The organism is Stenotrophomonas sp. SMYL11, assembly GCF_036320005.1.
In the GTDB taxonomy this organism is placed as follows: Bacteria; Pseudomonadota; Gammaproteobacteria; order Xanthomonadales; family Xanthomonadaceae; genus Stenotrophomonas; species Stenotrophomonas maltophilia_A.
Map to the genome: position 1 here is coordinate 18,395 of NZ_JAWIRS010000011.1, position 11,843 is coordinate 30,237.

An 11,843-nucleotide genomic window follows, 5' to 3' on the forward strand; every position below is an offset into this window, starting at 1 on the left:
GGGGGCCGCCACGGTTCCCTGCTGTAACGCGGCGCGGCGCCCGCCGCCCGGTAGTGCCGGCCGCTGGCCGGCACCCTCGACATCCGCGTGATTCAGGCAGATCTGCCGGCCAGCGGCCGGCACTACCAGTTCATGTGCCCTTGGCATTACGCCCCCATCGGCAAACCCGGCGGCGCCATAATGCGCGTCCATCCGTGTGGACCATCGTATTGGCCAGCCACTCGCTGCTGTTCCCGGGCCTGCCGCTGCACAGCGCGCGCCTGGTCCTGAGCCCGATCCGCCGCGACGATGCGGCCGCCCTGTTCGCGATCCAGTCCGATCCGGACGTGATGCGGTTCTGGAACCACCCGGCGTGGACACGACCGGCCGAAGCGCGCGCGCAGATCGACGATGACCTGGCTGCACAGGCCACCGGCACCCAGCTCAAGCTGGCCGTGCGCGAAACGCTGGACGGCCCGTTGCTGGGCATCTGCGTGGTGTTCGCCCTGGATCGCGATGCGGCTCGTGCCGAGATCGGCTACCTTCTGGCCCCCGACAGGCAAGGCCAGGGCTACATGCACGAAGCGCTGCAGCACCTGCTGGACTACCTGTTCCAGACCCTGCGCCTGCATCGCGTGGAAGCCGAAGTCGACCCGCGCAACCGGCCCTCGGCACACGTGCTTGAACGGCTGGGCTTCCACCTGGAGGGCGTGCTGCGGCAGCGCTGGCGCATCCAGGGAGAACTGTCCGATTCGGCGGTATACGGCCTGCTGGCCGACGACGAACTGCGCACCACCCTGCCCGCTTGACCCAATCTGGCCACTGGCGGCCTCGACGCGCGGCCATGCCTTTGGACACATACGACATGCCCGCCACCGGCCTAGCATCGGAACCCCCTTCCGCTGCCGATCCGGTGACATGAAGTCCCTGCTGCACACTGCCGCGCTCTGCGTCGGCCTGCTCATCGCCCCAGCCAGCGTGCTGGCCGCGCCCGATGCCGAGGCCAAGCCCGATCCGAAAGACGACAAGACCGAAGCGCCCGCGCTACCCGCCGATGCGTCGGCCCGCCAGAGCATGCGCCTGGCCGGCCGCACCCTGGACTACACCGCCACCGTCGGCACCCTGCCGGTACGCGATGCCAAGGGCAGGGTGATCGCCGACGTGGTGTTCACCGCCTACACGATGCCGGGCAAGGACCGGCCGGTGACCTTCGCGCTCAACGGCGGGCCGGGTGCATCGTCGGTTTACCTCAACATGGGCGCGATCGGGCCCAAGGTGGTCACCTTTGGTTCGGAGGGTGACAGCGCGTCGGCGCCGGCCACCCTGCACGACAACCCCGGCACTTGGCTGGACTTCACCGACCTGGTGTTCATCGACCCGGTCGGCACTGGCTTCAGCCGTGCGCGCATCGGCGATGACGAGGCGAAGAAGCAGCTGTACAACCCCAGCGCCGACATCGAATACCTGTCGCGCTCGATCTACGACTGGCTGCTGCGCAACCAGCGCATGGGTGCGCGCAAGTATCTGACCGGCGAGAGCTACGGTGGTTATCGCGGCCCGCGCATCACCCACTTCCTGCAGACCCGCCTGGGTGTTGCAATGAACGGCCTGGTGCTGGTCTCGCCCTACCTGAGCCCGACCCTGGAAGACAACGCCGATGTCTCGCCGATGGCGTGGATGCAGACGCTGCCGTCGATCGCTGCAGCGCACCTGGAGCGCCAGGGCAAACTCACCGATGCGGCGATGCGCGACGTGGTGGAATACACCCGTGGCGACTACGCCACTGCGCTGATGAAGGGCCGCAGCGATCCGCAGGCGACCGAGGCGATGCTGCGCCGGGTGACCGAGCTGACCGGGCTGGATGCGCAGTTCGTGCGCCGCGCCGGTGGCCGACTGGAGACGCAGGCCTATCTGCGTGAGGTATTCCGCGACAAGGGCACGCTGGGCAGCCGCTACGACTCCAACGTGACCGCGTTCGATCCGTTCCCGAATGATCCGGAACAGCGCGCCAACGATCCGCTGCTGGACAGCATCATTGCGCCAACCACCACCGCGATGGTCGACTTCGTGACGCGGGTGGTTGGCTGGAAGGTGGATGCGCGCTACCAGGCGCTGAACTACGACGTGAACCGGTTGTGGGACCGCAACGGCGAGCTGCGCCAGGGCGCGGTGACCCAGCTGCGGCAGGCGGTGGCGATCGATCCGCACCTGCAGGTGCTGATCGTGCATGGCTGGAATGATCTGTCGTGCCCGTTCATGGGATCGATCCTGACGGTGGACCAGATGCCGGCGATGGGCAGCAATCCGGACCGGGTGCAGGTGCGCAGTTATCCGGGCGGGCACATGTTCTACAGCCGGGCGGACAGCCAGGCGGCGTTCCGCAGGGATGTGCAGGCGCTGTTCCAACGTAATTGAGGGGGTGCGGCCGGGCCTGCGGCCCGGCACCCGCCGGATCAACGGCAACGGCAACGTCAAAAGCCCGCATTCCGTGGGATGGCGGGGCGGGATGGGGTCGGATCCCGTTGCCTGCAACGGGCTCTGACCCCGGTTCTGCTCTGGTAGGTGTCGACCTTGGTCGACACGATGGGTGCAAAAGAATTGTTTCTCCCACGAAAAAGCCCGCCGGCATCCGGCGGGCTTTTTCGTTTATCGGGCTGCTGGTATCAGGTCCAGCCGAACACTTCAAACAGCTTCAGGATCAGGTACGCACAACCACCTGCGGCCGGGATGGTCAGGATCCAGGCCCAGACGATGCGTTCGATCACGCCGAACTTCAGCGAGCGCGGGTTCTTGGCGAAGCCAACGCCCATGATCGCGGTGGAGATGCTGTGCGTGGTCGAGACCGGCATGCCGAAGTGGGCGGCCAGGGTCAGGATCGTGGCCGAACTGGTTTCCGCGGCGAAGCCGTGGATCGGGTGCAGCTTGACCATCTTGTGGCCCAGAGTCTTGATGATCTTCCAGCCGCCGGAGGCGGTACCGGCAGCCATCACCACCGCGCAGGTCAGCACGATCCACATGGCGATGCCTTCACCGGCATGCGCGTCCGGATGCATGAAGGCCAGCCAGGACGGCAGGTCGTTCAGTGCGCCGGTGGCTTCGGCACCGATCAGGGTCATGGCGATGATGCCCATGGTCTTCTGCGCGTCGTTGTGGCCGTGGGCGAAGCCCATGTAGGCCGCCGAGGCGATCTGCGCCTTGCCGAAGAAGGCGTTGACGATGCGCGGACGGGCCAGGCGGCCGATGGCACCACCGATCTTGGCCAGGCCGGCGATCAGGCCCCACAGCAGCACCATCACCACGATGCCGAGCAGGAAGCCGGCGATCGGCGAGGTGATCATTGGCACGAACACCTTCCACAGCAGGCCCTTGTTCTGCGCCCAGCTGCCCAGGCGCTCGGACCATATCAGCGCGTCCCAGTTGTTGTGGGCCGCGGCCAGGCCGGCGCCGCACAGGCCGCCGATCAGCGCGTGCGAGGACGAGGAAGGCAGCCCCTTCCACCAGGTGATCAGGTTCCAGATGATGCCGCCCAGCAGGGCGCACAGGATCACCTGCGGGGTGACGTCGACCACGTTGGTGTTGAGCAGGCCCGAAGCAATGGTCAGCGCCACCGCGGTACCGGTCAGTGCACCGATGAGGTTCATGAAGGCGGCCAGCATCACCGCCCAGCCGGGCGAGAGCACCTTGGTCGCCACCACGGTGGCAATGGAGTTGGCGGTGTCGTGGAAGCCGTTGATGAACTCGAAGACGAGCGCGGCCAGGATCACCACCAGGACAAGGGTCAACATGCGGCGGCGTCCGTCAGCTGTTCTTCAACACGATCTGGTACGCCACCACGCCAGCCTCGCGGCAACGGTCGATGGCCTTTTCCAGGATCTCGAAGAATTCCTTCAGCAGGAACATCTGCAGGTTGTCCAGACGGCCCGAATAGATATCGCGGTACAGCTCCAGCATCAGGCGGTCGGCCTCGTTCTCCAGCGAGCGCAGCTTCTCGTTGAGCGCGGTCATCCGGTCCAGGTTCATGTGGCGGAGGTCGGCCACCATCTCCACCACCACGCCGGCAGCCTGTTCCAGCATCGCCGCGCGCGGCGCGAAGTCGATGTGCTCCAGGTGGGTCGTGGCCAGCGAATAGCGATCGGCGAACTTCTCGATCTGCTTGGGAATCTTGTACAGCGCCGAACCCAGCGCTTCGATGTCTTCGCGCTCGATCGGGGTCATGAAGCTGTCCACCAGCGCCTGGCTGATCTTGTCCGAGGCCGCGCGTTCGCGCAGGCGGGCCAGCTTGAAGGCGTCCAGCGCGGGCTGGCGGTCGGCCTCGCGCAGCATGGAATGCAGCGCCTTGGCGGCGTCGGAAGCCGCGACGGCAGCCTCATCGAGCAGGGTGTAGAACTGTTTGCCGGAACCGAAAATGGTCTGCAGAGAGAACATTGAGAAACCTGTCAGCCGTCGCGGGAAGGACGGCACCAGACGGAATTATGACGGCTAGATGACCATCACGGGTATCCCTGCCCCCTTCCGGAGCTCTGGAAGCCCCAACCTGAACAGGCGGTTGCCACCCTGCCACGCCCCTTTGCTAAGATGCCAGCGCGCCTTCGGGCGCACCTTATGGACGACGACCCTTACCCCCCTGCGCCGCGCCGGACCCTGTTCCTGAGCGCCAGCCGCCATCGCAAGCACCCGCCCTCCCTGCCACCAACCGGGGACGACGCCCGTGTTTGAAATGATCCTGATTGTCTTCGCGCTTGTTCTGCTGAACGGCTTCTTCGCCATGTCCGAGATGTCGGTCATGACCTCGCGCAAGAGCCGCCTGAAGCAGATGGCCGCCACCTCCAAGCGTGCCGCCAAGGCGCTGGAGCTGTCGGAGAAGCCGGAGAGCTTCCTGTCCACCGTGCAGATCGGCATCACCGTGATCGGCGTGCTGACCGGCTACCTCGGCGGTGAGGCGCTGGGCGAAGCCTTCGCCGGCTGGATCCAGGGCCTGATGCCGGGCTTTGCCTACGCCGGCAACGTCGGTACCACGCTGGCGGTCAGCCTGATCACCTTCATTACGCTGATCTTCGGCGAACTGGTGCCCAAGCGCCTGGCACTGACCCGCTCGGAGGCCATTGCCGGCCTGGTGGCGATGCCGATGAGCTGGCTGGCCAAGCTCGCCCTGCCCTTCGTCTGGCTGCTGTCCAGGACCACCCAGCTGGTGCTGCGCCTGTTCGGCCTGGGCAAGGATGAAGTCGCCTCGGTGACCGAAGAAGAGATCCGCATGCTGGTGGCCGAGAGCCATGAGGCCGGTGTGATCGACGCCCACGAGCGCGACATGATGAACCGCGTCATGCGCCTGGGCGACCGCACCGCCGACAGCCTGATGACCCCGCGCAACCGCATCGCCTGGCTCGACACCCAGGCCGGGCTGGAGCGCAACCTGGAAATCATGGCCGAGCACGAGTTCTCGCGGTACCCGGTGTACCGCGACAACGACATGGACGTGGTCGGCGTGCTGGAGCTGAAGTCGCTGGCCACGCGCATGGCGCGCGGCGACAACGCGCTGTTCCAGACCCTGCGCGAGCCGCTGTATGTCTCCGAATCGACCCACGCGATGAAACTGCTGGAGATCTTCCGCGAGGAACAGCAGTCGATGGCACTGGTGGTGGACGAGTACGGCGAGATCCAGGGCCTGGTGACCATCAGCGACCTGATGGGCGCGGTGGTCGGCCGCCTGCAGGCGGTGGAGAACGCCGACGAGGACGCACTGGTAGTGACCCGCGAGGATGGCTCGCTGCTGGTGGACGGATCGCTGCCGATCGAAGACGTGCGTGAGCTGATCGGCAGCAACGAGCTGCCCGATGCCGAGGACGGCGACTACTACACGCTGGCCGGCATGTGCATCCATTACTTCGGCCGCATTCCGCACGCCGGCGAGTACTTCGACTGGGCCGGCTGGCGCTTCGAAGTGGTTGACCTGGACGGTGCGCGCGTGGACAAGCTGCTGCTGCGTACGTTGTCCGACGAGCACGCCGATGAGCTCACCGCCTGAGGCCGGCCAGGGTCCGGGCGCCGAGCGCCCGGCCTACCGTAACGAGGGCATCCGGACCCTGCTGGAGATGTTCGCCTCCGGCGACCCGGCCGAGCACATGCCGCTCGGCCAGATCCTGTGCAACCTGCAGCAGGGCGCGTTCGGCGTGTTCCTGTTCGTGGCGATCCTGCCCTCGTTCATTCCTATTCCGGGCATGGGTGGCGCGGTCAGCGGCCCGCTGGTGATCCTGATCGGCCTGCAGATGCTGTGCTGCCTTCGCCGGCCCTGGCTGCCTGGCTTCATTGCCCGACGCGGACCGAAGCGCAGCACCATGCACCGTTTCCTGGACCGCATCGATCGCCCGCTGCGGCGCCTGGACAAGATGCTCAAGCCGCGCCTGCCGCAGCTGCTGACACCGCTGCCGGCGCATGCCTTCACCGGCCTGCTGCTGGTGCTGCTGGGCGCGCTGCTGTCGCTGCCGATTCCGTTCACCAACTTCCTGTTCGGCTTCCAGCTGCTGCTGTTCTCGCTGGCGCTGCTGGAACGCGATGGCGCGCTGATGCTGTTCAACTGGATCGCGGCGCTGGCGGCAATCGCGTTCTTCGGCTTCAGTTCGGGGCAGCTGGTGGGCTATACGGTGGAGCTGTTCCAGCGTTGGTTCTGAGCACCGGAATTCATCGGGGTTACCCCATCCACGCATGGCGTGGATCTACCGGGATGCAGTAGATCCACGCCACGCGTGGATGCAGCAATCACCGAAGGTCGATGAACCCGTTGTCGGCCAACGCCGCCGGTTCGTCCTGCACCGCCGACAGCACGAAACTCAGCGCCGTGCCCAGCAGCGTGCCCGGACCATCCCAGTACTCGGCCGAGTCGGCCCGCACCTGGATCAGGCGCAGGTTCGGGTCGTCCTTGCCGCCCGGGAAGAACAGCTTCATCGCTGGCGACCACAGCTCCTCGATCTTCGCGCGATCATCGACAACCCGCGCGCGCCCGGCCACCGACACATAGGTGTTCTTCGATGGCGAGGCATAGGCCACGTTGACGCGCGGGTCGAGCGCAATCTCGGCCACCTTCGGGCTGTCGGCAGTGATGACGAACCACAGATCACCGTCGAAGGTGACCTGCTGGGTAGCCAGCGGCCGGCTGTAGAGCCGGCCGTCAACGCCGGTGGTGGTGAACATCGCCACCTCCACATCCTTGATCAGTTCTGCCAGCTGGGCAATGTGTTCCGCGCGGGTGTCGGCCATGTGGGGGCTCCTTCGATATGAGCCCCCATCAGACGCGGTTCGGCCGCAATGGGCCGTGACGCAATTGTTCAGCCCGCGTGGCGGGCGTGCCAGGCCTGCATCGCCAGTTCGAACGAGCGTAGGCGCGCGCGGTGGTCATACAGGTTGGCGGTGAGCATCAGTTCGTCCGGCTTGTGGCGCTCGACAAACGCGGCGATGCCTTCCGCCACCTGCTGCGGATCGCCGAGGACGGTGCAGGCCAGTGCCCGCTCTACGCCCAGCTTTTCGTGCGGCTCCCAGAAGAACTCGATGTCGTCGATGGGCGCCGGAATCTTGCCCGGTCGGCCACGACGCAGGTTCACGAAACTCTGCTGCTGGCTGGTGAACAGGCGCCGCGATTCGGCCTCGCTGTCGCTGGCAACGACGTTCAGGGCCAGCATCGCGTGCGGCTGCTTCAGCGTGGCGGAGGGCCGGAATTCACGGCGGTACACCGCCAGCGCTTCGTCCATCACGTCGGGCGCGAAGTGCGAGGCGAACGCGTACGGCAGGCCCATCGAGGCGGCCATACGCGCACCGAACAGGCTCGAACCGAGGATCCAGGTCGGCACCCGCAGGCCACCACCCGGAACCGCCTGCACCGCCTGCCCGGGCTGTACCGGTTCGAAGTAGTGCAGCAGCTCGCGCACGTCCTGCGGGAACTGGTCGGCGCTGTCGAAATAGCGGCGCAGTGCACGCGCGGTCGGCTGGTCGGTGCCCGGCGCACGGCCCAGGCCGAGGTCGATGCGGTCCGGATACAGCGAGGCGAGCGTGCCGAACTGCTCGGCCACCTGCAGCGGCGCATGGTTGGGCAGCATGATGCCGCCGGCACCGACGCGGATGCGCTTTGTGCCACCGGCCACGTGACCGATCAGCACGGCGGTGGCCGCGCTGGCGATGCCGGGCATGTTGTGGTGTTCGGCCAGCCAGTAGCGGCGGTAGCCCAGCGCATCGGCGTGCTGGGCCAGTTCCAGCATGTTGGCGAAGGCGGCGGTGGTGTCACTGCCCTCGCAGACCGGGGCCAGGTCAAGGATCGACAACGGGATCATCAGGCGTTTTTTCCGTCACAGGATTCCCCATGCATGGGGACGGCCAGGCGCCGCGGCCAGTGACGGTGGCGGGATGCTGATTCCCGTAGGGCGGGTTCAGGGCTGACCGCGCTTGATCCGGTAGTACCGGCCGCTGGCCGGCAGGCAGAGCGCCCTCGCAGCCGGCCAGCGACCGGGTCTACCAAGGAAGCGTCAGAACGCGCTGGGGCGCGGCTCCGGCAGCGGCTGGTCGACCATCGGCTTCAGTTCAGCATCCAGCGCCACGCGCTCATCGAATACGAAGCAGCGCCCCTCGTAGCCTTCGCCGCCCACCTCCTCGAAATAGCCGAGGATGCCACCGTCAAGCTGCAGCACGTTGTCCATGCCATCGTTGACCATCCACAGCGCGGCCTTCTCGCATCGGATGCCGCCGGTGCAGAAACTGACCACGGTGCTGTCCTTCAGCGCTTCGCGGTGCGGCGCCAATGCCTCCGGCAGGTCGGTGAACTTGTGGATGGGCAGCACCAGCGCATCCTTGAAGGTGCCGTACTCCACTTCCTGCAGGTTGCGCGTATCGAGCATGACCACCGGCTTGCCGGCGTCATCATGCCCCTGCCGCAACCAACGCTGCACGGTAGCTGGATCGACCGCCGGTGCACGCGGATACTGCAGCGGCTGGCCGTCATCACGGCGGAAGCTGATGATCTCGTCCTTCACCTTGGCCTTCAGCCGCGCGAACGGCTGATGCTCGCTCAGGCTGGTCTTGACCCGCATATCGGCAAAGCGCGCATCGGTACGTAGCACCGCATAGAAGCCCTCGATGGCCCCCGGCGCACCGGCCAGGAACAGGTTCAGCCCCTCGCCCGCCACCAGGATCGTGCCCCGCAGCTGCGCCGCCTCGGCGCGCGCCAGCAACTGGTCGCACAAGGCCTGGGGGGCGTCGATGACGGCGAAATGGTAGGCAGCGGTATTGGCGATCATCCCGCCATTTTAGCGCCAGACCGCCCCAGGAGCAGACTTGCCCGTTCATCCACGCATGGCGTGGATCTACAGAGCCCATGAACCTGTCAGAGGCGTGGGGGGGGGGGGGGGGGGGGGGGGGGGGGGGGGGGGGGGGGGGGGGGGGGGGGGGGGGGGGGGGGGGGGGGGGGGGGGGGGGGGGGGGGGCGGGGGGGCGGGGGGGGGGGGGGGGGGGGCGGGGGGCGCAGAGCGCCATGGATGGCGCTCTACGAGGCACGCAGGAGCAGTTTTTGCCGTCCCCCGCCTGCCCACACCGCCACGCCCACCACGGATTGCCCGCTGTTGCTGTTGCTGTTGCCGGCCAGCGGCCGGCACTACCGCGGGTGCCGGGTGCAACCCGGCCAGAAGCCCCCTTACCCCCGCAACAGCACGAACGGCAGCAGCACCAGCGCAGCCGCACCGACCATCGCCAGCAGCACCAGCACCACATACCCCGGTCGGCGCCGGAACAGGCTGCCGAAGGTCTCCGCCGTGCCCTCGCGCAACGCCTGCTCGCGCTCGGCACGGATGCGTGGCCCGCGTTCGGCCTGGTACTCCGCCATCAGCGCCTTCGCACGCGGATGATCGGCGTCCTCGCGCAGCCACAGGCCGCCATTGGAAATGCCCCAGGGGCTGGGTTCGGTGCGATACCAGGCGATGCCGTGCTGGTCGAGCAGCGTGCAGACATCGGCATATTCGTCGTCGCCGACATTGCGCAGATTGAGCAGGAGTTTTGCCATGCCCCCATGATACCCGGCGCCGATGCGCTACCCTTGCCGCCCTCGCCCTGCGCCCTTCCGGAGACGCCCGATGCGCCGCCTGCTGCTTCCCCTGCTGCTGTCCCTCGCCGCCGTTGGCTGCTCGACCGAACCGTCCGGCCCGCCGCCGGGTGGCACCCTGACCACCTTCGAGCGCATCGATACCGTCCCGGGCACCGGCACCGAAGCCGTTGCCGGCAACAAGGTCACCGTGCACTACACCGGTTGGATCTACGACAACCGCACCGAAACCAAGCACGGCAAGACCTTCGACAGCTCGGTCAGCCGTGGCGAACCGTTCACCTTCGCGCTCGGCGCCGGCCAGGTCATCCGCGGTTGGGATGAAGGCGTGGCCGGCATGAAGGTCGGCGGCAAGCGCACGCTGATGATCCCGCCGGACTACGGCTACGGCGACCGCCGGGTTGGCCCGATCCCGGCCGGCTCGTCGCTGGTGTTCGATGTCGAGCTGCTCGATGTCAAACCGTAATACCGCAACGTCTCCGCGGGTCGCCGTCATCGGCGGCGGCCCGGCCGGCCTGTTCGCCGCCGAGGGCCTGCGCGCCGCTGGGCTGGAGGTCGACCTGTACGAGGCCAAGGGTTCGCCCGGCCGCAAGTTCCTGATTGCCGGCAAGGGCGGCCTCAACCTCACCCATTCCGATCCGCGCCCGCTGTTCGACAGCCGCTACCGCGAGCAGGCCTCTGCCGTGGGACGCTGGCTGGACGGCTTCGACGCGCAGGCGCTGCGCGACTGGGCCGCCGACTTCGGCGTGGAGACCTATGTGGGCAGCTCCGGCCGCGTGTTCCCGGTCGACCGCAAGGCAGCCCCACTGCTGCGCGGCTGGGTGCGCCGCCTGAAAGAACAGGGTGTGCGCCTGCACGCCAACCACCGCTGGATCGGATGGAGCGACGACGGCGCCCTGCGATTTGAAACCGAAGACGGCGCCGTTGAAGTACATGCCGATGCCACCCTGCTGGCCATGGGCGGCGGCAGCTGGCCGCAGCTGGGCAGCGACGGCGCCTGGGTCTCGCCACTGCAGGCACGCGGCGTGGACATCGCGCCGCTGCAGTCGGCCAACTGCGGTTTCGACGTGGACTGGACCCCGTTCTTCGCCCAGCGCAATTCCGGCGCACCGTTGAAGCCGGTGATCGCGCACTGGGTCGACCTGGCCGGACAGCCGCAGTCACTGCAGGGCGAATGCGTGGCCAGCGAGTACGGCATCGAAGGCAGCTTGATCTACGCGTTGGCCGCAGACCTGCGCGAGACCATCAACCGCGATGGCCACGCGATGCTGTGGCTGGACCTGGTACCGGGCCGCGACGAGGCACGCCTGCTGGCCGACCTGTCACGCCCGCGCAAGGGCCGCAGCTTCGGCGAGCACCTGCGCCGCCAGGCCGGCCTGGATGCAGTGAAAGCCGCACTGGTGTTCGAGATGCTGGGTAAAGAAGCGGGCAACGACCTGCCTGCGGTGGCGGCTACGCTCAAGCGCCTGCCGCTGCGCCTGCTGCGTCCCCGGCCGATGGCCGAGGTGATCAGCACCGCCGGTGGCGTGCGCCTGGATGCGCTGGATGATGGCCTGATGCTGCGGGCATTGCCCGGCGTGTTCTGTGCCGGCGAGATGCTGGACTGGGAGGCGCCGACGGGTGGCTACCTGCTGACCGCATGCTACGCCAGTGGCCTGCGTGCTGCGGAAGGCGTGATCGGGTGGCTGGCGGCGCGGTGACACCTGCGTTGTAGAGTGGGGGGGGGGGGGGGGGGGGGGGGGGGGGGGGGGTGACTGAGCGAGGGGGGGGGGGGGGGGGGGCCAGACTCCCG

At 67.5% G+C, this 11,843-nt stretch carries 13 protein-coding genes; 6 read left to right on the top strand and 7 right to left on the bottom strand.

What is annotated here, in order from left to right; genetic code table 11:
- Positions 1-192, bottom strand: a 192-nt coding sequence (locus tag V3B46_RS15115) for a hypothetical protein (RefSeq protein ID WP_329892248.1), incomplete at its 3' end; no start/stop codon positions are given.
- 17 nt (positions 193-209) lie between these two features.
- Between V3B46_RS15115 and V3B46_RS15120 the strand changes: the two genes are divergently transcribed.
- Both V3B46_RS15120 and V3B46_RS15125 read left to right on the top strand, forming a co-directional pair.
- A complete protein-coding gene (locus V3B46_RS15120; RefSeq protein WP_107432345.1) occupies positions 210-788 on the top strand; it encodes a GNAT family N-acetyltransferase in 579 nt (192 codons plus the stop codon).
- A 109-nt stretch (positions 789-897) separates the two neighbouring features.
- The gene (locus tag V3B46_RS15125; RefSeq protein ID WP_154263073.1) at positions 898-2,394 is read left to right on the top strand and encodes a S10 family peptidase; all 1,497 of its coding nucleotides are present in this window, start codon (positions 898-900) and stop codon (positions 2,392-2,394) included.
- 248 nt (positions 2,395-2,642) lie between these two features.
- Here V3B46_RS15125 and V3B46_RS15130 read toward each other — a convergent pair whose 3' ends face one another.
- The gene (locus V3B46_RS15130; protein WP_154263072.1) at positions 2,643-3,764 is read right to left on the bottom strand and encodes an inorganic phosphate transporter; all 1,122 of its coding nucleotides are present in this window, start codon (positions 3,762-3,764) and stop codon (positions 2,643-2,645) included.
- A 13-nt stretch (positions 3,765-3,777) separates the two neighbouring features.
- The gene (locus V3B46_RS15135) at positions 3,778-4,404 is read right to left on the bottom strand and encodes a DUF47 domain-containing protein (protein WP_004152833.1); all 627 of its coding nucleotides are present in this window, start codon (positions 4,402-4,404) and stop codon (positions 3,778-3,780) included.
- A 292-nt stretch (positions 4,405-4,696) separates the two neighbouring features.
- Here V3B46_RS15135 and V3B46_RS15140 point away from each other — a divergent pair, with 292 nt between their 5' ends.
- Entirely contained in the window at positions 4,697-6,001 is a 1,305-nt protein-coding gene (locus V3B46_RS15140) for a hemolysin family protein (RefSeq protein WP_154263070.1), read from the top strand.
- Positions 5,985-6,644, top strand: a complete 660-nt coding sequence (locus tag V3B46_RS15145; RefSeq protein WP_100471898.1) for an exopolysaccharide biosynthesis protein — start codon at positions 5,985-5,987, stop codon at positions 6,642-6,644. The genes V3B46_RS15140 and V3B46_RS15145 overlap by 17 nt, the downstream gene beginning before the upstream one ends.
- An 88-nt stretch (positions 6,645-6,732) precedes the next feature.
- On the opposite strand, the gene V3B46_RS15150 is transcribed toward V3B46_RS15145, so the two are convergent.
- The 4 genes from V3B46_RS15150 to V3B46_RS15165 form a co-directional block, all read right to left on the bottom strand.
- Positions 6,733-7,230, bottom strand: coding sequence for a pyridoxamine 5'-phosphate oxidase family protein (locus V3B46_RS15150; RefSeq protein ID WP_049400371.1), 498 nt, complete (start codon positions 7,228-7,230; stop codon positions 6,733-6,735).
- Between the two features lie 68 nt (positions 7,231-7,298).
- Positions 7,299-8,294, bottom strand: coding sequence for an LLM class flavin-dependent oxidoreductase (locus V3B46_RS15155; RefSeq protein WP_329892249.1), 996 nt, complete (start codon positions 8,292-8,294; stop codon positions 7,299-7,301).
- A gap of 192 nt (positions 8,295-8,486) precedes the next feature.
- Positions 8,487-9,254, bottom strand: a complete 768-nt coding sequence (locus tag V3B46_RS15160) for a sulfurtransferase (RefSeq protein WP_154263067.1) — start codon at positions 9,252-9,254, stop codon at positions 8,487-8,489.
- Positions 9,255-9,646: 392 nt separating this feature from the next.
- The gene (locus tag V3B46_RS15165; protein ID WP_106467659.1) at positions 9,647-10,012 is read right to left on the bottom strand and encodes a DUF6164 family protein; all 366 of its coding nucleotides are present in this window, start codon (positions 10,010-10,012) and stop codon (positions 9,647-9,649) included.
- A gap of 70 nt (positions 10,013-10,082) precedes the next feature.
- On the opposite strand from V3B46_RS15165, the gene V3B46_RS15170 reads away from it, so the two are divergent.
- Positions 10,083-10,517: an FKBP-type peptidyl-prolyl cis-trans isomerase gene (locus V3B46_RS15170; protein WP_004152813.1), complete on the top strand. Its 435-nt coding sequence runs from the start codon at positions 10,083-10,085 to the stop codon at positions 10,515-10,517.
- A complete protein-coding gene (locus V3B46_RS15175) occupies positions 10,504-11,751 on the top strand; it encodes a TIGR03862 family flavoprotein (RefSeq protein ID WP_329892250.1) in 1,248 nt (415 codons plus the stop codon). The genes V3B46_RS15170 and V3B46_RS15175 overlap by 14 nt, the downstream gene beginning before the upstream one ends.
- Positions 11,752-11,843: the final 92 nt, after the last annotated feature.

Coding starts and splice junctions, on each gene's coding strand:
- V3B46_RS15125 (WP_154263073.1), top strand. CDS start 898: ATGAAGTCCCTGCTGCACACTGCCGCGCTCTGCGTCGGCCTGCTCATC.
- V3B46_RS15130 (WP_154263072.1), bottom strand. CDS start 3,764: ATGTTGACCCTTGTCCTGGTGGTGATCCTGGCCGCGCTCGTCTTCGAG.
- V3B46_RS15135 (WP_004152833.1), bottom strand. CDS start 4,404: ATGTTCTCTCTGCAGACCATTTTCGGTTCCGGCAAACAGTTCTACACC.
- V3B46_RS15140 (WP_154263070.1), top strand. CDS start 4,697: ATGATCCTGATTGTCTTCGCGCTTGTTCTGCTGAACGGCTTCTTCGCC.
- V3B46_RS15145 (WP_100471898.1), top strand. CDS start 5,985: ATGAGCTCACCGCCTGAGGCCGGCCAGGGTCCGGGCGCCGAGCGCCCG.
- V3B46_RS15150 (WP_049400371.1), bottom strand. CDS start 7,230: ATGGCCGACACCCGCGCGGAACACATTGCCCAGCTGGCAGAACTGATC.
- V3B46_RS15155 (WP_329892249.1), bottom strand. CDS start 8,294: ATGATCCCGTTGTCGATCCTTGACCTGGCCCCGGTCTGCGAGGGCAGT.
- V3B46_RS15160 (WP_154263067.1), bottom strand. CDS start 9,254: ATGATCGCCAATACCGCTGCCTACCATTTCGCCGTCATCGACGCCCCC.
- V3B46_RS15165 (WP_106467659.1), bottom strand. CDS start 10,012: ATGGCAAAACTCCTGCTCAATCTGCGCAATGTCGGCGACGACGAATAT.
- V3B46_RS15170 (WP_004152813.1), top strand. CDS start 10,083: ATGCGCCGCCTGCTGCTTCCCCTGCTGCTGTCCCTCGCCGCCGTTGGC.
- V3B46_RS15175 (WP_329892250.1), top strand. CDS start 10,504: ATGTCAAACCGTAATACCGCAACGTCTCCGCGGGTCGCCGTCATCGGC.